Annotated in this window: 15 protein-coding genes; 5 read left to right on the top strand and 10 right to left on the bottom strand. The window is 67.8% G+C overall.

The window, feature by feature from the left end:
* Nucleotides 1-1,141 (bottom strand): ATP-dependent helicase HrpB (hrpB, locus tag FPV16_RS15580; RefSeq protein ID WP_227439310.1); only part of this gene is annotated, 1,141 nt, incomplete at its 3' end.
* A gap of 215 nt (nucleotides 1,142-1,356) precedes the next feature.
* On the opposite strand from hrpB, the gene FPV16_RS15575 reads away from it, so the two are divergent.
* Nucleotides 1,357-1,677, top strand: coding sequence for a hypothetical protein (locus FPV16_RS15575; RefSeq protein ID WP_227439304.1), 321 nt, complete (start codon nucleotides 1,357-1,359; stop codon nucleotides 1,675-1,677).
* A 132-nt stretch (nucleotides 1,678-1,809) separates the two neighbouring features.
* Nucleotides 1,810-4,563 (top strand): DNA mismatch repair protein MutS, encoded by a 2,754-nt coding sequence (mutS, locus tag FPV16_RS15570; protein WP_227439303.1) that lies wholly within the window; start codon nucleotides 1,810-1,812, stop codon nucleotides 4,561-4,563.
* Nucleotides 4,564-4,570: 7 nt separating this feature from the next.
* Here mutS and FPV16_RS15565 read toward each other — a convergent pair whose 3' ends face one another.
* Nucleotides 4,571-5,050 carry a response regulator gene (locus FPV16_RS15565; protein ID WP_227439302.1) on the bottom strand — a complete coding sequence of 160 codons (480 nt, stop codon included), beginning with the start codon at nucleotides 5,048-5,050 and terminating at the stop codon, nucleotides 4,571-4,573.
* Nucleotides 5,047-6,213 carry a histidine kinase dimerization/phosphoacceptor domain -containing protein gene (locus tag FPV16_RS15560; protein WP_413629308.1) on the bottom strand — a complete coding sequence of 389 codons (1,167 nt, stop codon included), beginning with the start codon at nucleotides 6,211-6,213 and terminating at the stop codon, nucleotides 5,047-5,049. The genes FPV16_RS15565 and FPV16_RS15560 overlap by 4 nt, the downstream gene beginning before the upstream one ends.
* Before the next feature lie 321 nt (nucleotides 6,214-6,534).
* Here FPV16_RS15560 and FPV16_RS15555 point away from each other — a divergent pair, with 321 nt between their 5' ends.
* Complete coding sequence (locus FPV16_RS15555) at nucleotides 6,535-7,989, top strand: AmpG family muropeptide MFS transporter (RefSeq protein ID WP_227439301.1); 1,455 nt, start codon at nucleotides 6,535-6,537, stop codon at nucleotides 7,987-7,989.
* A 2-nt stretch (nucleotides 7,990-7,991) separates the two neighbouring features.
* On the top strand, nucleotides 7,992-8,954 hold the full coding sequence (locus FPV16_RS15550; RefSeq protein WP_227439300.1) for an EcsC family protein: 963 nt from the start codon (nucleotides 7,992-7,994) through the stop codon (nucleotides 8,952-8,954).
* Between the two features lie 8 nt (nucleotides 8,955-8,962).
* Here the strand turns inward: FPV16_RS15550 and FPV16_RS15545 are convergent, their stop codons facing one another.
* A complete protein-coding gene (locus FPV16_RS15545; RefSeq protein WP_264483874.1) occupies nucleotides 8,963-10,333 on the bottom strand; it encodes a M17 family metallopeptidase in 1,371 nt (456 codons plus the stop codon).
* Between the two features lie 146 nt (nucleotides 10,334-10,479).
* Between FPV16_RS15545 and FPV16_RS15540 the strand changes: the two genes are divergently transcribed.
* A complete protein-coding gene (locus tag FPV16_RS15540; RefSeq protein WP_227439299.1) occupies nucleotides 10,480-11,349 on the top strand; it encodes a tetratricopeptide repeat protein in 870 nt (289 codons plus the stop codon).
* Nucleotides 11,350-11,479: 130 nt separating this feature from the next.
* Here FPV16_RS15540 and FPV16_RS15535 read toward each other — a convergent pair whose 3' ends face one another.
* From FPV16_RS15535 to FPV16_RS15510, 6 genes are all read right to left on the bottom strand, one after another.
* Nucleotides 11,480-12,646 carry a calcium-binding protein gene (locus FPV16_RS15535; RefSeq protein WP_227439298.1) on the bottom strand — a complete coding sequence of 389 codons (1,167 nt, stop codon included), beginning with the start codon at nucleotides 12,644-12,646 and terminating at the stop codon, nucleotides 11,480-11,482.
* A 574-nt stretch (nucleotides 12,647-13,220) separates the two neighbouring features.
* The gene (locus tag FPV16_RS15530; RefSeq protein WP_227439297.1) at nucleotides 13,221-14,183 is read right to left on the bottom strand and encodes a type II secretion system F family protein; all 963 of its coding nucleotides are present in this window, start codon (nucleotides 14,181-14,183) and stop codon (nucleotides 13,221-13,223) included.
* A 6-nt stretch (nucleotides 14,184-14,189) separates the two neighbouring features.
* Nucleotides 14,190-15,158, bottom strand: coding sequence for a type II secretion system F family protein (locus FPV16_RS15525; protein ID WP_227439296.1), 969 nt, complete (start codon nucleotides 15,156-15,158; stop codon nucleotides 14,190-14,192).
* Nucleotides 15,159-15,168: 10 nt separating this feature from the next.
* Nucleotides 15,169-16,617, bottom strand: a complete 1,449-nt coding sequence (locus FPV16_RS15520) for a CpaF family protein (protein WP_227439295.1) — start codon at nucleotides 16,615-16,617, stop codon at nucleotides 15,169-15,171.
* 27 nt (nucleotides 16,618-16,644) lie between these two features.
* Complete coding sequence (locus FPV16_RS15515; RefSeq protein ID WP_227439294.1) at nucleotides 16,645-17,889, bottom strand: AAA family ATPase; 1,245 nt, start codon at nucleotides 17,887-17,889, stop codon at nucleotides 16,645-16,647.
* 71 nt (nucleotides 17,890-17,960) lie between these two features.
* The gene (locus FPV16_RS15510; protein ID WP_227439293.1) at nucleotides 17,961-18,695 is read right to left on the bottom strand and encodes a CpaD family pilus assembly protein; all 735 of its coding nucleotides are present in this window, start codon (nucleotides 18,693-18,695) and stop codon (nucleotides 17,961-17,963) included.
* Between the last annotated feature and the right edge of the window lie 74 nt (nucleotides 18,696-18,769).

Below are 18,769 nucleotides of genomic sequence, written 5' to 3'. Positions count from 1 at the left end.
GATCAGAGACGCCCCAGGCGGCGCAATCGAGGAGCAGGCCGGACAAGTCGGCGGCCAGGATCTCGGGCCGCGTGAAGGGTTCGAGGGCGCTGGTCGCCGCCTCCGACCAGAGGCGGTGGCAGATGCCCGGCTCGGTCCTGCCCGCGCGACCGCGCCGCTGGTCCACCGAGGCGCGGGAGGCGCGGGCGGTGACGAGGCGGGTCAGGCCGATGCCGGGCTCGTAGAGCGGCACGCGGGACAGGCCGGAATCGACCACGATCCGGACGCCCTCGATGGTGAGCGAGGTCTCGGCGATGCTGGTCGCCAGCACGACTTTTCGGGTTCCGGGCGGGGCGGGCGCCACGGCGCGGTCCTGCTCGGCCGGGGGAAGCGCGCCGTAGAGGGGCGCAATCTCGGTGCTCGCGTCGACCCGTTCGGAGAGGAGCGTCGCCACCCGGCGGATCTCGCCCTGTCCGGGCAGGAAGGCGAGGACGGAGCCGGGATCGGCCCGCAGGGCACGCAGGATGGCCTCGGCCATCGCATCCTCGATCCGTCGGTTCGGATCGCGCTCAGTGTGGCGCGTCTCCACTGGATAGGCCCGCCCCTCGGATTCGACGATCCGCGCGTCGCCCATGAGGCGCGACACCCGCGCGCCATCGAGGGTGGCGGACATGACGAGGATGCGCAGGTCGTCGCGCAGGCCGGACTGAGCATCGAGGGCGAGGGCGAGTCCGAGATCGGCGTCGAGGGAGCGCTCGTGGAACTCGTCGAAGATCACCGCCCCGATGCCGGACAGTTCCGGGTCGTCGAGGATCATGCGGGTGAAGACCCCCTCCGTGACCACCTCGATCCGCGTCGCCCGCGAGATCTTCGAGCCGAGGCGGACGCGCAGGCCCACGGTCTCTCCCACGCGCTCTCCCAGGGTGGCGGCCATCCGCTCGGCCGCGCCGCGGGCAGCCAGGCGCCGTGGTTCGAGGAGGATGATCCGACCGGCCGCGTCGAGCCACGGCGCGTCGAGGAGCGCCAGCGGGACGCGCGTGGTCTTGCCGGCTCCGGGGGGCGCCACGAGCACCGCCGACGGGCCGGCTTCGAGCGCCGCGAGAAGGCCCGGCAGGGCCGACTCGATCGGGAGGGCAGCGGAGGGGGAGGGGTTTGTCGCCATCGCGGATGTGGTGGTGCGGGCAAGCCGAAGGATGCGCAACCCCGTTTCGCCGTGCCGACGTGGATCACGTGCGCGATGCGAAAATCATCCCATCAACCTGACCCGTTAAGTGTCTTTATCGGTGCGTAATTCTGCATCGAAAAGAATGGGAACGGAGTCCGGGCGAGCGACTTGTTGCCTCGACGCGCGCGGCGCGATCCGAACGGATGGACTAGATGACCAAGATTGCACTTGCTCTGGCAGCAGGAACCTTTTTCAGCGCCCTCGGCCTCGGTGCGGCCTCCGCCGCCCCGGCCATGCCGGCCGCTCCCGTGATCGCCGGCGACGCACTGACCACCGAGGTGGTCACCCGCGGTCATCACCCGGGCTATGCCAGCCATCGCGGCATGCGCCATCGCCACCACCATCATCGTCACGGCATGCGCCATCGCCGCGCACCCGCCGCCTACAGCCACGGTGATCCGAACTCCCGCAACCCGCAGCAGCCGGGCTACATGCAGCGCAAGGGCACCACGTCGGGCGGCCCGCGCTACTAAGCCATTGGCAGTTTGATCGTTAGGAGGGCCGGTGCGGAAACGCATCGGCCTTTTTTCGTCGCTGGACGGTTCTCCCCAGATGATGCCGGGCGGGGCGCTGATCCGGTCCGGCCGCCTCTGCTATGGTGGCGCATGTCCCAGCGCGCCGCCCGTTCCAGCCCGAAGACCAGCGTCCCGGCCGAGGAGACGGTGAGCGCCTCCCCCCTCGACATCGCCGGCGCGACGCCGATGATGGCGCAGTATATCGAGATCAAGGCGGCCAACACGGATTGCCTCCTGTTCTACCGGATGGGGGATTTCTACGAGTTGTTCTTTGAGGATGCGGAGATCGCATCGCGTGCCCTCGGCATCGTCCTGACCAAGCGCGGCAAGCATGGCGGGGCGGATATCCCCATGTGCGGCGTGCCGGTGGAGCGCTCGGACGATTACCTCAGCCGCCTGATCGCCCTCGGCCATCGCGTGGCGGTCTGCGCGCAGACCGAGGATCCGGCCGAGGCCAAGAAGCGCGGGCCGAAATCCGTGGTGCGGCGCGAGGTGGTCCGCCTCGTCACCCCCGGCACAATCACCGAGGACCGCCTGCTCGACCCGTCGCGGGCCAGCATCCTGCTGGCTCTCGGCCGCCGCAAGTTCTCGGAATCCGGCTACGCCTACGGTATCGCCGCCGTCGACATCTCCACCGGCCGGTTCTCCCTGAGCGAGGTTCCAGAAGGAGAGCTGGGTGCCGCCATCGCCCGGCACGACCCGCGCGAGATCGTGCTCTCGGAAGCCATCCATTCCGATCCGTCGCTGGCCGGCCTGTGGCGCGACGTAAAGGCCCCGGTCACGCCCCTGGCACAGGCGGAGCTCGAACCCGCCTCGGCGGAACGGCGGATCAAGGAACAGTTCGGCGTCTCGACCCTCGACGGGTTCGGGCAATTCGGGCGGGCCGAACTCGCCGCAGCGGGGGCAGCCCTGCTCTATATCGAGCGCACGCAGATCGGCGCACGGCCCGCTCTGTCGCCGCCGACGCGGGAGACGAGCGGCGCGACGCTGGCCATCGACGCCGCGACCCGCGCCAACCTGGAGCTCACCCGGACCCTCTCGGGCGAGCGCACCGGCAGCCTGCTCGATGCCATCGACCGCACCGTGTCGGCCATCGGCGCGCGGCTCCTCGCCGAACATCTCGCCGGCCCCCTCACCGATCTGTCGGCGATCACGCGCCGCCACGAGGCGGTGTCGTTTCTGGTGGAGGACGGCGACCTCCGCCGCAGCCTGCGCGACGCCCTGGCGCGGGCGCCCGACATCGCCCGCGCTCTGTCGCGGCTGGGCCTCGGGCGCGGCGGCCCGCGCGATCTCGCGGCCCTGCGCGACGGCCTCGCCGCGGCCTTGGCGATCTCGCAGCGTTGCGGGCAGGTCAAGGCCTTGCCGGAGGATCTCGCCGGCATCGTCCAGCGCCTCGGCACGGTCGATGCCGACCTCGTCGAGCATCTGCGCGCGGCGCTCGCCGACGATCTCCCCCTCAACCGTCGGGACGGCGGCTTCGTGCGTGCCGGCTACGATGCGGAGATCGACGAGGCGCGCCTCCTCGGCCAGGATTCGCGCAAGGTCATCGCCGGTCTGCAGGCGCGCTATGCCGAGGAGACCGGCTGCCGCACCCTGCGGATCAAGCACAACAACATGCTCGGCTACTACATCGAGGTGCCGCAGGCGGTGGGCGAGACCTGCCTCAAGGGCGCCTTGCGCGAGACCTTCATCCATCGCCAGACCATGATCGATGCCATGCGGTTCTCGAGCGTGGAACTGAACGGGCTGGAGAGCCGCATCTCCGGAGCGGCCGACCGGGCGCTGGCCCTGGAGACGGAGGTCTTCGATGCGCTGGCGGCACGGATCATGGTGCAGGCCGAGACCATCGCCGCCATCGCCGACGCCCTGGCCTGCCTCGACGTCACCGGCTCCCACGCCGAACTGGCGGTGGAACGGGATTGGCGCCGGCCCTTCGTCGACGACAGTTTCAGCTTCGTCGTGGAAGGCGGCCGTCACCCGGTGGTGGAATCGGCCCTGCGGCGGTCCGGCGAGCCGTTCATCGCCAACGATTGCGACCTGTCCGGCGAAGGGCGCGGCCGCATCCGCCTCATCACCGGTCCCAACATGGGCGGCAAATCGACCTTCCTGCGCCAGAACGCCCTCATCGCCGTCCTCGCCCAGATGGGCGCCTTCGTGCCGGCCGCTCGCGTGCATCTCGGCGTGGTCGACCGGCTGTTCTCGCGGGTCGGCGCCGCCGACGATCTCGCGCGCGGGCAATCGACCTTCATGGTCGAGATGGTGGAGACGGCTGCAATCCTGAATCAGGCGAGCCGGCATTCCCTCGTCATCCTCGACGAGATCGGCCGGGGGACCGCGACGTTCGACGGCCTTTCCATCGCCTGGGCCTGCCTCGAATATCTCCATGAGCAGAACGGCTGCCGCGCGCTGTTCGCCACCCATTTCCACGAGCTCACCGCCCTGAGCCAGCGTCTCACGCGGCTCGACAACGCGACGCTGAAAGTGGCCGAGCACAAGGGCGAAGTGGTGTTCCTGCACGAGGTCGTGCCGGGTGTCGCCGAGCGGTCCTACGGCCTTCAAGTCGCCCGTCTCGCCGGCCTGCCCGCCGGGGTCATCGCCCGGGCCGGCTCGATCCTGAAGAACCTGGAGAAAGCCGAGCGCGATCGCCCGGCGCGTCCCCGCATCGACGACCTGCCGCTCTTCGCCAGCCTCGCCCCGCCGCCCCTGCCGGAAGTGCAGGCTCCATCGGTGGACGATCCCCTGCGTATGGAACTGGACCGGATCGATCCCGACGCCCTGACGCCGCGCGAGGCGCTGGAGGTGCTCTACCGCCTCAAGAAGGCGGCGCGCGACGGCATGGACTGAGGAAGCGTTAGGGCTTCGGCCCGGCCCAGGGTGTCTGCGACCAGATTGCATCCTCCGACACGCCCTGCGATGCCGGCCGGAATCCGTCCGATCCGTCGGCGTCGGCTTGCCCGCCGGCCCGGAGCGCCGCCACGTAGCGCAACGCGCCGGCGACCGCGCGTTCCGAATAGGGCTTGGCGATGACGCCCAGCGCGCCGGCGAAATCCGCGGGGATGCGCTTGTCGTTGGCGGTCATGAACACGACGCTGATGCGCGGGTCAAGGCTCAGAATTCTCGCCACCTCGATCCCGGTCGGACCGTCGATGAGGTGGATGTCCACCAGGGCGATGTCGGGGGAGGTCGCCCGCCCCAGTTCGATAGCCTCGGCCGAACTCGCCGCCACCCCGGCGATGACGTAGCCGAGATCTTCCAACAGACATTGGAGTTCGAGGGCGATGAGCGCCTCGTCCTCGACGACGAGGATGCGAAGTCCGTCCCCGCCGCTCACCCTGCCGGCCCTAAGGCGGCTTCGCGCGGTGCGGACGTGCTCGGTCCTGGGCTCTCCGAATGCAGGGGAATCACGATCTCGACGCGCGTGCCCAGGCCGGGTTCGTGCCAGGTGATGACGCCGCGCAACTGTTTCACCACCATCTCCACCAGGGAACAGCCGAACCCGGCCGGGTTCGGCGCCGCGGCTTTCCGTCCGATCCCGTCATCCTCGATCAGAAGGCGCAGGCCGGTCTCGCACCGGCGGGCGGAAATGCTGACCCGTCCTTCGCGATGATCCGGGAAGGCATGGCGCACGGCGTTGGTTGCGAGTTCGTGGAGCATCAGGGCGAGGGGCGCCGCGATGGCGGCCGGCAGGGAAATCGGGTCGATCTCGGCGGTGACCGCCGTGCGCGCCGGATCGATACCGGCGGTGAGGTCGGACATGAAATCGTCGGCGAACTCTTCCAGATTGAAGCGCGTCACGTCGCCGGCGGAATAGAGCATGCGATGGACCATGGAGAGCGCGCCGATGCGCTCCGCCATGCCCTGGAGGGCGTCCCGCGCCTCGCCCTGGGGGGTTCGCCGCGCCTTGAGCAGGACCAGGGACGAGATGACCTGCAGGTTGTTCTTGACCCGATGGTCGACCTCGTGGAGCAGGGCGGTCTTCTCCTCCAGGGCGGCCCGCAGGTCGGCGGTCTGCTCGTGCACCTGCCGTTCGAGCTCGTCATTCGTCCCCTGCAGCGCGAGTTCGAGAGCGTGCTTCCCGGTCATGTCGGCCTGAGCGGCGTAATAATAGACCAACTCGCCCGCATCGTTGCGAACCGGCGAGATCGTCATGGCGTTCCAGAACGAGGAACCGTCCTTGCGATAGTTGCACAGCTCGACCTCCACGGGGGCCTGCCGCCTCACGGCGTCGCGAATGGCGTCGATCGTCCGCCGGTCGCTATCCGGCCCCTGGAGCAGGCGGCAGTTGCGACCCTGCAGTTCCGCGCGCGCATAACCGGTGAGGTTCAAAAAAGCGTCGTTGGCCCAGACGATGGGGTTGTCGGCGAGACGGGGGTCGGTCACCACCATGGGCGTGGGACTGGCGTCGAAAGCCATGGCGAACATCTTGGCATCGACGGAGGCGTTTCCCACCGGGCGGAGTTCGGCCGAAACCGGGTTGTTGTTGCTGCCCATCATCCTGACATCACGCTTGCACCACCGCCCTCATGAGAGGACGGCAGCACTTCTACGGTACAGACCGAAACGACCGCCTTGGCAAATAGATCGCGAGGACGTTGCCTCGGCACGTCGACTCGTCAGCAAGGAATATGTCTCATTGCGAGCCAATAGCTACCTACAAAGTACGCCCACTCATTAAGTTCCTGGTGACCATTCTTCATTTCAGTCATGCGTGGCGGCACGGGCCGTACCGCATCGTAACGACCCTTTGGACGAACCAGCGTCTGGCGAGCATGGCAGCCGACCCTAAAGGGTCATAAGCCTTCAGGAGTTCCACGAATGGCTCAGAGTCCAGCGGTATCGGGGAAGGTGCGCCCCAGGCTCTCCTTGCGGGATATCTTCGAGGATCCCCGCATCGTCCTGATGCTGGCCCTCGGCTTCTCGTCCGGCCTGCCGCTGCTCCTCGTGCTCGGCACGTTCTCGACGCGGCTCGCCTATTCCGACGTGGACATCAAGGCGATCGGCCTCTTCAGCTACTTGGCGCTTCCCTACACCCTCAAATTCCTCTGGGCGCCGCTCATCGACCGGTTCGACGTTCCTGTCCTGAGCGCACGCATCGGCCGCCGGCGCTCGTGGATGATCGCCACACAGGTCGCCGTCGCCCTCGCGCTCTCGCTCATGGCCACGGCCAACCCGGCGAGCAGCCTCGTCCTCCTCGGCCTCGGGGCGTTCCTCGTGGCGATCTGCGCCGCGACCCAGGACGTCGTCATCGACGGATGGCGCATCGATGCCGCCGGCACCGATCTCCAGGGTGTCATGGCGGCCACATCGAACCTCGGCTACCGGCTGGCGCTCATGTGCGCCGGGGCGGGCGCCCTGTTCATCGCCGACTGGGCGGGATGGTCGGTGGCCTATTTCAGCATGGCCGGTCTGATGGGAATCGGCATGATCGCCGCTCTGCTGGCCCCCGCCTTCGACAGACAGCACGCCGAGGTTCTGGCCGCAGCATCGGCGCCGCCGGCCGGAGCGCCGGTGAAGGCCTGGTCGTTCCGCGCCGCGGTCCTCGAACCCCTCACCGAGCTGCATACCCGCCTCGGCCCCGGCCTGTGGGCGATCCTCGTCCTCGTGGCGTTCTATCGTATGCCGGATTTCATCTCCGGCGTGATGGCGAGCCCGCTCTACCGGCAGATCGGGTTCACCCTCACCGAGATCGGCGCGGTGTCGAAGCTCTACGGCATCTGGGTCGGCATCGCCGGCGCCTTTGTGGGCGGCTGGGCGATGACCCGGCTCGGGCTGTTCCCCACCCTCGTCACCGGGGCGTTCCTCGGCGCGGCCTCCAACCTCTCCTTCTCGTGGCTGTCCTATGGCGGACCGGAGGTCTGGCGCCTGACCGCCGCGATCTCCATCGACAATTTCTGCGGATCCTTCGCCGGCATGGCGCTCATCGCCTACATGTCGAGCCTCACGGCGCCGGGCTTCGCGGCCACGCAATACGCGCTGTTCTCGTCGCTCTACGCGCTGCCGGGCAAGCTCGTGGCGGGCACATCCGGCTTCATCGTGGCCAGCTACGGCTACCCGGTCTTCTTCGCCTTCACCGCGGCCGTGGGCATCCCGGTGGTGATCCTCTGCTTCTTCGTCGGACGTGCCGGTGAGCGCAGCGCGGCCCGCGCCGCCGCCGAGACCGCCGCTACGGGCGACACCGAGACCGTGAGCGGGAACCATCCCGCGGGCCTCACGCTTGCTTCCAGCGATCGGCCCGGCGCGCCGGCACCCGAAACACGGATGAGACAGTAGTGGTGAGCAACATTTCCCTCGTCGACGATACCCGCTCCACCCCGGCCGAGGCGTCGGCCGGCCAGGAGCTCAACGATGCCGACCGCGCGGCCCTCGTCCGTGCCGTCCGTACGCTCGAGACGCCGGGCCTCGCCGCGCGCCTGTCCGCGGCGGCGGGGGCTCCCCTCGAGATGATCAGCCGCAGCCTTCCGGCGCCCGTGACGGACGCGGTGTCGCGCGCCACGGAAGGAGCGATGCGCACAGCCCTGCGCGTGGCCCTCGCGACCCTGCCGGAGGCCGAGAAGACGGTCGTCCCGGCATCAGCGGTCGGCGCGACCGGCGCGTCGGTCATCGACGACCTGCCCGCGCCGGTGACGTCCACGGCGGCAGAGCGCTTCGCGCGCTTCCTGCCCACCGGCGATTTTGGACACAAGGCGATGGCGGCCCTGTCCGGCGCCGTGGGCGGAGCCTTCGGCATCGCGACCCTGCCGGTGGAACTGCCGGTCTCGACCACGCTGATGCTGCGCTCCATCGCGCAGATCGCGCGGGACGAGGGCGAAGACCTGTCGGACCCGGAAAACGCCCTGGCCTGCGTCCAGGTCTTCGCCCTCGGCGGACGCAGCGGCGCCGAGACGGCGCTGGCGGAGAGCGGATATTTCGCGGTCCGCGCCGCGCTCGCCAAGACCATGTCGGAAGCGGCGCGCTATGCCGGCAACCGCGCCTTGCTCGACGAAGCGGCCCCGGCCTTGATCCGCTTCTCGACGCAGATCGCGGCGCGGTTCGGCTTCGTCGTCTCGCAGAAGGTCGCGGCGCAGGCCGTCCCCATCCTCGGTGCGGTCGGGGGGGCGGCCGTGAACACCGCCTTCATGAACCATTTCCAGGCGATGGCGCGCGCCCATTTCACCGTGCGCCGCCTGGAACGGGCCTATGGCAAGGACATGGTGCGCGTCGCCTATATCGCGGAGAAGGCGCAGCTCGCGGCCTGAGCCCCTCGCTACCGGGCCGGATAGCGCTCCTTGAGGAGGGCATAGACCAGGCGGGCGGTCTGGACCTCGCCGCCTTCCGGCCGGCCCGGCTTGGTCGACGGGTTCCAGCCGTACAGGTCGAAATGCACATGCGCCCGTGTGTCCGGTGCGAACCGCCGCAGGAACAGAGCGGCGGTGATCGCACCGGCGAAGGGGCCGCCGGAGACGTTGTTGAGGTCCGCCACTTTTGAATCGAGCAGGCTCGCATAGGGCTTGTGGAGCGGCAGCCGCCAGACCGGGTCGGCGGCGACCTGTCCCGCATCGAAGACGGCCGAGGCCAGGGCGTCGTCCTCGGTGAAGAAGGCCGGGAGGTCCGGACCCAGGGCGACGCGCGCCGCTCCGGTGAGGGTGGCGAAATCGATGAGGAGATCGGGCTTCTCCTCATCGGCCAAAGCAAGCGCGTCGGCGAGGATCAGGCGTCCCTCGGCATCGGTATTGCCGATCTCCACCGTCAGCCCGGCGCGGCTCCGGAACACGTCGCCGGGCCTGAACGCGTTGCCGGCGATGGCGTTCTCGACGGTGGGCACGATGACGCGCAGGCGCAGGTTCAGGCCGGCGCCCATGATCATCGCGGCGGCGGCGAGGGCGGCGGCCGAACCGCCCATATCCTTTTTCATCAGCAGCATGCCGCTCGACGGCTTGATGTCGAGGCCGCCCGTATCGAAGACGACACCCTTGCCGACGAGGGTCACTTTCGGAGCATCCGCGTCCCCCCAGCTCATGTCGATGAGGCGGGGCGCGCGGGGGGACGCCGCACCGACCGCATGGACGAGGGGAAAGTCGCGGGCGAGCGACGCGCCTTCGGTCACGGAGATCGCCGCACCGTGGTTCTCGGCCAGGGCTCGGGCGACGGCCTTGATCTCCTCGGGGCCGAGGTCGTTGGAGGGCGTATTGACGAGGTCGCGCCCGAGGGCGACCGCCTCGGAGATCCGGCGGACCTCGGCGGCATCGACACCGTCCGGGGTCACGAGAACGGGCCCTTTCGGCGACGGCTTGCGGTAGCGCGTGAAGCGATAGCTTCCGAGCAGCCACGCCAGGGAAGCGGTCTGCCGGTCGAGGGTGGGCGTGGGTTCGAGACGGTAGGTTCCGGGGGGCAGCAGCGCGGGCAGCTTGCCGACCAGGAACGGATCGGCTCCATCCCCGAGGCCGAACAGGACTCGATCGACGCTGCCATCCTCGGCGGGAAGCAGCGCCACACACCCGGCCTTCGGCTGAAAGTCGGTCCCCTTGGCGAAGGCCCTGTGCCTCGCGCCGAGTTCCGCTTCGAAACTGGTCCAGTCCTCGCTGCGGATGCAGAAGATCGGGAGGGCGGCGGGATCGTCGGCGCTGAGATGGGGCAGGGTCGGATCTCGAGGGCATTGCGTGGCGCGGCCGGCTGACCCTTGGACGCCCTGAAGTCGGGTTAACCGGCGATTAGGGTTAACGGTCTATCACTGCGCGACCGGCGGCGTGAAGCGTCGACCGGCAGGCTCGTGCGGAGCACGTGATGGTGTCGTTGCGTTCAGACCAGCCCCAATCCTCGTCATCGCTGCCGGTCCGGACGGGACTGTCGCTCCCGCTGCGTTTGGCCGGCGTGGCGCTGCTCGGCCTCCTGGCAAGCGCCTGCCAGTCACGCTCACCGGAGACCACCGGCTCGATCGGCGGGCTCACCCTCTCCAACTCCGGACGCGCGCCGAGCCGCGAGGCGGTGACCCTGCGCGACGTCGACGCCCTCGGCCAGAAATACAACGCCGACCAGAACGATGTCGGCCTCGCTTTGCGCTATGCGCAGGCGCTGAAGGCGACGAACCAGAAACCGCAGGCCGTGGCCGTGCTGCAGCAGACGGCCCTGCGCAACGCCAAGAACTCGGCCGTGCTGGCGGCCTACGGCAAGGCCCTGGCGGAGGTCGGACGCTTCACCGAAGCCGCCGAAGTGCTCCAGAACGCCCATACCCCGGCCCGGCCGGACTGGCGCGTGCTCTCCGCCCAGGGCGCGGTGGCCGATCAGATGGGCGACCATGCCCGCGCGCAGGGCTTCTACGAGGCCGCGCTGAAGATCCAGCCGAACGATCCCACGGTCCTGTCCAATCTCGGTCTCTCCTACGCTCTGGCGAGGCAGCTCGATCAGGCGGAGGCCGTGATGCGCAACGCCGTGGCCCAGCCGCGCGCGGATGCACGGGTGCGCCAGAACCTCGCCCTGGTCCTCGGGCTGAGGGGCAAGCTCGCGGAAGCCGAGGAGTTGACCCGGGGTGACCTGACCCCGGAAGAGGCGGCGGCCAATGCCGCCTCCCTGCGGGCGATGACCGCCCAGGCTCGGGCACCGAAAGCGCCGAGATCCCCGAGCCGTTCGCTCGCCGGTGAGGTGCCGCGCGGCTGAACGGCGATGCCACGACGAGCGAGGCGCTGCGTCGGGCAATCCCGGCTCATGCGGTGACCGCGAGCGGGCGGGCCGGCCGTTCCGGGATGTCTCGGGACCAACACGGAACAGCGTAGGGGCGGGCCGGGGATCAGGCGCCGAACAGGAACAGGTCGCTGGGACCGTTTTCCAGCTGGGCGACCGTTACGTCGTGCAGGAAAATCTTGTTGCTGCCATCGACACCATCGAACGTCACCAGCGTGTTCTGGCCGCCATTCAGTGAACGGAAGACAAGATCATCGGAATCGATACCGGCGATGCTGACGACGATATGGTCGTTGTTGACGTCGAATTCCTGAATGGTGTCGCGGCCGAAGCCGGCCTGGAAGACGAAGGTGTCGTCGCCCGCACCGGCGAACAGCTTGTCGGCGCCCGCGCCGCCCGCGATCGTTGCTCCGGCATCACCGGCCTCGATCCGGTCATTGCCCGCGTCACCATGGAGAACGCTGTACACGTCGTCGCTTCCGACGATGACGTCGTTGCCGTCCCCGCCACTGGCAAAGCCGCCCCCTTCACCCACGGCAATGACATCGTTGCCATCCTCCCCGGCCATGGACGCGGTTCCGCTGCTGCCTTTGAGAACGTCGTCGCCGTCGCCACCTCGAAGCGAGACGAATCCCCCGCCGCCGGTGATGACATCGTCACCATGGGTTCCGACGATGTTGCTGGGATTGCCGATCTTCGCTGCCAGGACGATCGTCACGCCTGTGGTGACAGCGGAAAGATCCAGGTTCGAGCCCGCTCCCACATGGATCGTCTCGATGCTCGACAACGTATCGTCGCTGAAGCTGAATGTGTCTGCGCCCTGCAAGAACAGCTTGTCATGGCCTTCGCCGCCGTAAACGCTCGCGCCGGCCTCACGGACCACGATGCGGTCGTTGCCGTCCCCGGCCGAGAACATGTCGGCGCCGCCCATGCCCCGCAGCGTGTCATTGCCCGCGCCGCCCGAGAGGGCGTCGTTCCCACTTCCTCCGCTTATGGTGTCATCGAAGTCATAGCCATTTAACGTCACGCCTCCAGTGTTGGAGGAAAAATTCATATGGAAGCTTACGATACCGGCGCCGAGATTATAGTCCTCGGACAGATTGTTGGTGCCGTTGTACAACTGAGAAATGACATCCCCGTGGGCGTCGGTATTGATTTGGGCGCGAAACTTATATTTCGACTCATCCGAGTCGTAGATATCGCTCGAGATCGCTATGGCGAAGCTAAAGTTCGGATCAAATGCAGATCCGTATGTGTATTCCACCAAAGGCATGACCCGCTCCTTGCCACAACACCTGAAATCAAATCGTGCACTGCGAAGATACGACTATCTTCTGCTGTAACTTGCCGCAGTTAAAGATCAGAATCCTACCAAGACGGCAATTGCAAATAAAGTACTATCGCCTCGATGAGCGGAAGCAATCAATCGGGCTTGCCTGGCACAGTCTCAGGATATCGACAGCAGTCGACATCGAAGAGAAGATAAAAATAGTCCATGCCAATCGCAGCCAAGACGGGGTATATTCGGCACATACTTTGGATGGAGGAATGAGAGCCGCACGAATTGGCGGTGTCCCTTCATCCCGCCGGACGACTGACTCCGATCGACCTGCGACCGGATGGAGCGGCCGGCCAATTCCCAGCCACTACAGGCAAGGGGTGTCGAGCGTGCCGGACATGACGGCACCGGACGGGGTCTCGACCGAGATGCCGGGGGACGTCCCCTTCACCCCGAGGATCTTCGGAATGAGGTCGCCCGATAACCCGTGTTCGAGACCGGGTGTCCGCTCCGACGCTTTCGATCTCGTCCGCTGTCGAAGGTTGGGAGAACGGAGAGCAGCGCCGCCTCAGCGGTAGATCTGGATGATCGCCGGCGTCAGGATCACGACGAACAGCACCGGCAGGAAAAACAGGATCATCGGCACGGTCAGTTTCGGCGGCAGGGCGGAGGCCTTCTTCTCCGCGGCGTTCATGCGTTGGTCGCGGCTCTCCTGGGACAGCACGCGCAGGGCCTGGCCCATGGGCGTGCCGTAGCGCTCGGCCTGGATCAGCGCGGTGGCGACCGCCTTGACGGAATCGAGGCCCACACGGTTGGCGAGGTTCTCGAACGCTAGGCGGCGATCGGGCAGGTAGGACAGTTCCGCCGCCGTGACGGCGAGTTCCTCCGCCAGCGCCACCGACTGGGTGACGGCCTCGATGCTGACCCGGCGGATGGCGTGCTCCACCGACATCCCGGATTCGACGCAGATCAGGGTGAGATCGAGGGCATCGGGCCAGGCCGCCTGGATCTCGGACTGGCGCTTCTTCGTGGCATTGAGCAGGTAGAGTTCGGGCGCCTTGATGCCGAGGAGCAGGGCCGCGATGACCATCATGAGGCGGACGGTGACGGAATAGTCCAGCACCTTCAGGACGAAGAGGTAGAAGATCGCCGCCAGTCCGACCGCGATCGGGGTGACCATGCGGAAGAACAGGAATCCGGTCTCCGCGCCCGGCGAACGGTATCCCGCCATGACCAGTTGCTGCCGGGCGGTATCGGTACCGAGCCAGCGGCTCAGGTTGAACTGGTCCACGACCCGCTTCATGTACGCCTTCGGCGCCACGCGCAGGGTCGACCGGTTGTTGAGCCGGTCCCGCTCGCGCCGGCGCAACTCCTCGCGCTCGTCGCCGATCAGCTTCATGCGCTTGTTAAGCTTGTCCGGCTCGATGAGGGGCTGCAGCAGGGCGAAGGCGGTCGCCGCAGCCGCCACCCCGGCCAGAACCATGCCGATGAAGCGCGGATCGATGAGCTTTTCGCCGATGAGGGACAACATGGGCGGTCAGACCTCGAAGCTGATCATCTTCTTCATCACGAAGACCCCGATCGACATCCAGATCGCGGATGCGACGAGGGCCATCTTGCCGGTATCCGTCGTCCACAGCAGCGAGATGTAATCCGGGCTGGACAGGTAGGTCAGCACCGCCACGATGAAGGGCAGGGCCGCGATGATGCCGCCGGACGCCTTGGCCTCCATGCTCATGGCCTGGATCTTCCCGGCCATCTTCTTGCGCTCGCGCAGGACCTTGGAGAGGTTGCTCAGGGCTTCCGAGAGGTTGCCGCCGGACCGGCCCTGGATGCCGATGACGATGGCGAAGAAATTGACGTCGGAGACGGGCACCCGCTCGTACATCCGCACCATCGCGTCGCCGAGGCTGAGACCGAGGGTCTGGGATTCCACCACCTGGCGGAACTCGCCGCGGATCGGCTCCTCGGCTTCCCGCGCGATGATGCGGAAGCAGTCGCCCACCGGGATGCCGGCGCGCACGCCGCGGGTGATGATGTCGATGGCGGTGGGCAGTTCGGTGATGAAGGCGTTGATGCGCCGCTTGCGCAGGACGCTCAGCATCCACAGGGGCAGACCGAACCCGCCGGCGAAAAGTGCCGCCAGCGCCGCGAGCTTGTGCGCGGTGAGGACGAAGATGACGAGGCCGGCAACGACGGCCATGAGCGCGGAGACGACCCGGAACTTCTGCTTCGTCCAATCCAGGCCGGCCCGGGCGATCTTGAGTTCGAGGGTGATCGCCGTCCCGCCGCGCTTGGCCTCGACCTCCTTCAGGCTCTTGGCCACCTGCTCGCGCCGGCTGGCCGTGACCGCGCGATGGGCGGGGGACGTCACCACGCTGACCGCTTGCCTGCGTTTGGCCGCCCGGTTCTCCCCCGACAGGAGGGGGGTCAGCACCACATAGGCGATGGCCCCGGCCGCGACCGCCGCAAGCCCGACGGCGAGAGGCATCTGCAGGGCGTTCATAGCCAGGCGTTCATGAGTGGCCGGCATCGTAGGCCGCCGCATCGAGGGCGGCTGCCAGGGCCTTCTCCTCACCGTAATAGCGCGCGCGGTCCCAGAAGCGCGGACGGCCGATGCCGGTGGAGCGATGGCGCCCGAGAAGCCGGCCGTTCGCATCCTCGCCGAGCACATCGTAGACGAACAGGTCCTGGGTGATGATGACGTCGCCCTCAAGACCCATCACCTCGGTGATGTGGGTGATGCGGCGCGAACCGTCACGCAGGCGCGTCGCCTGGACGATGATGTCGATCGACCCGACGATCATTTCGCGCAAGGTCCGCGAGGGCAGGCTGAACCCGCCCATGGTAATCATCGATTCGATACGGGCCAGCGCCTCGCGCGGCGAGTTGGCGTGGAGCGTGCCCATCGAGCCGTCATGGCCGGTATTCATGGCCTGGAGCAGGTCGAACGCCTCCGGGCCGCGAACCTCGCCGACGATGATCCGCTCCGGCCGCATGCGCAGGCAGTTTCTGACGAGGTCGCGCATGGTGACCTGCCCCGACCCTTCCATGTTCGCGGGCCGGGTCTCGAGGCGGACGACGTGGGCCTGCTGCAGCTGCAGCTCGGCCGCGTCCTCGCAGGTGATGATGCGCTCGTCCTCGTCGATGTAGCGCGTCAGGCAGTTCAGCAGGGTGGTCTTGCCCGAGCCCGTACCGCCGGAAATGACCACGTTGCAGCGGACGCGACCGATGATCTGCAGAATGCGGGCTCCTTCGGGCGAGATCGCCCCGAAGGTGACGAGCTGGTCGAGGGTGAGCTTGTCCTTCTTGAACTTGCGGATCGTGAGGACCGGCCCGTCGATGGCGAGCGGCGGCGCGATGATGTTCACGCGGGACCCGTCGGGCAGGCGCGCGTCGCAGATCGGCGAGGATTCGTCGACGCGCCGGCCGACCTGGCTGACGATGCGCTGGCAGATGTTCATCAGCTGCTGGTTGTCGCGGAAGCGCACGTTGGTCAGCTGAATCTTGCCCCCGACCTCGATGAAAGCCCGGTTGGCGCCGTTGACCATGATGTCGGCGATGTCGTCGCGGGCCAGCAGCGGCTCGAGCGGTCCGTAGCCGAGGACGTCGTTGCAGATGTCGTCGAGGAGTTCCTCCTGCTCGGCGATGGACAGGACGATGTTCTTGAGGCCGATGATCTCCGAGACGATGTCGCGGATCTCCTCGCGCGCCGATTCGACGTCGAGGCGCGAGAGCTGCGCCAGATCGATGGCCTCGATCAGCGCCCCGAAGATCATGCTCTTGGTGCGGAAGTAATCCTCCGACTTCACCGCCTCCCGGAGCGGGACGAGCCGTTCCACCCGCTGGGTCTTCGCCACGCCCGGCTGGTCGTCGAAGACGGGAAGCGGACCCTGCGGCTGTGGCGCGGACGAAACCGCGATCGCCGCCGGGACCTCCGAGGCCGAGCTTCGTCTACCGAACATGACGGGCCTCCAGACGGCGCAGGACCATCACGACGCCTTGCGGCGGGACAAACGCGACAGGAGAGGCTCGAACAGGTTCCCGCGGACGCGGCGGGTCTCGGGACGGCCGATCATGCGCGCGGCGAGTTCGGAGAACACGTCCGAGGCCTTGGCGCCGGCCTGGACCTCGGCGATCATCTGACCGTTATTGGCCGCCGTGCCGAACAGGGCCGGATCGTAGGGAATCGTCGCCGTCAGCGTGGCGTCCAGGGCCTTGGTGAATTCGCCGGCCGAGATTTCCGGACGCTTGGGCACGCCGACGCTGTTGAGGACGATGCGCGGCCTGGCGTCGTTGGGCCGGTTCTGCTGCAGCAGGGTCAGCAGGTTCTTGAGATTGCGCAGGGAGGCGAGTTCGGGCTGGGCGACGACGATGATCTCGTCCGAGGAGATCAGCAGGCGCCGGGTCCAGGCCGACCAGGTATGGGGCACGTCGAGGACCACGCAAGGGACGGCCGCGCGCAGGAGGTCGATCAGGTTGTCGAAGGACGGCTCGATCAGGTCCGTGGTCCGTTCCAGGGTGGCCGGCGCGGAGAGCAGCGAGAGGTTGTCGCTGCATTTCGAGAGCAGGCGATCGAGGAGGTTGGAATCGAGGCGCTCGGGCGCGAAGACCGCCTCCGCGATCCCCTGCGGCGGGTCCTGATTGAAGTTGAGGCTCGCCGTCCCGAAGGCGATGTCGAGATCGGCGATGACCGTCGCCATCCCGTGCTCGCGCGCCACGGTCCAGGCCAGGTTGTGGGCGATGGTGGAGGAGCCCACACCTCCCTTGGCGCCGACCACCGCGATGGTGCGGCCGAGCGGCTTGGCGCCGGGGGCCGTGAACAGGTCGGACAGGGCCTGGATCAGGACGATCGGCTCCACCGGCGCCATGAGATACTCGCTCACGCCGCGCTGGATGAACTGGCGATAGAGCTGGACGTCGTTGACGTGGCCGATGACGACGACCTTCGTCCCTTCGTCACAGACCTCCGCCAGGGAATCGAGGATCTCCAGGGGGCGCGACTTCGCGCCCTGCGTCTCGATGATGACCACGTTCGGGGTGGGCGCGTGGCGGAAGGCCTCGACGGCGGCGGGGCCGCCGCCCATCTGGATCTTGATCTGGGCCTTCTGCAGCCGCCTGTCGCTCCCCGCCACCTCGATCGACGCGGCCGTCTCCCCCGTCTCGCAGAATGCCTGGATCGTGATCCGCGGCACCGGAGCGATGACGCGCTCGGGTGACTCGTTGAAGTCAGGCATGGGGCGGGGTCCGGTCTTTGGGTGACAACGAGGGCCGAAGCCCTGTCAAACGACGGGAGGGGACACGCCGATCAGTTCTCGATGGCTGCCTTCACCGACGTCCTCCCATCCTGACGCCATATGGTTGACGGATCCTTGCCCTCCCGCAGCCGATTGATGTCGACGGTGCGCCGGATCGAGTCGATGCGCCCTTCCGGCCGGCCGCGGACGAGGTCGACGGGATCGGCCACCTGGCTCGCGACATTGGCCTGTATGGCGCAGCCGAGGTTCCAATGGGTCTCGTTGCGCGAGGCGAAGGCCGGGCTTCCGACGCCGAGATCCTGGGGCCAGACGCCGCATTGGCTCGCGACCTTCGCCTCCATGCGCTGGAAGCTGAGGCGGAGCGGAGCGGCGAGGAACGGGTCCGCCACCGCGTAACCGGTGACGATCATCTGCCGTCCGCCGACGCCGTTGTCGGCGCCGAGCCTGCGGATCGCCGCACCGGTCCGCTCCACGGCGGCGCCCTGCGACGGCGAGACCCCGCGGGGCATGTCGAGGATGACGGTACCGCGCCCGTAGCGGCGGAATTCCAGCAGGAAGGCCTCGATATCGGCGCGCTGTCGCGGATCGATATGGCCGGTCCCGGTGACGAAGACGTCCAGGGCGCGCGTGGCGTCGGCGAGCACGATGGGATGACGGGCCCGGTAGTCTGTCGGATAGAGCGAGCCGGTGGTCTCGGCACGGTCGGCGCGGCACGCACCGAGGGCGGTGGCCAGGGCGATCGACGCGACGACCGCGACGGGGGAGCGGAAGGGGAGGAATGACATTTGGGGGTCGGGTCCTGATGGTGCCTGGGCCGCGTCGTCCTGCGAGGTCGTCGTGGTGCGATCTCGAATCGTGG

Source organism: Methylobacterium sp. W2 (genome assembly GCF_020662345.1).
GTDB lineage: Bacteria > Pseudomonadota > Alphaproteobacteria > Rhizobiales > Beijerinckiaceae > Methylobacterium.
This window is presented reverse-complemented; position numbering and strand designations above follow the sequence as displayed.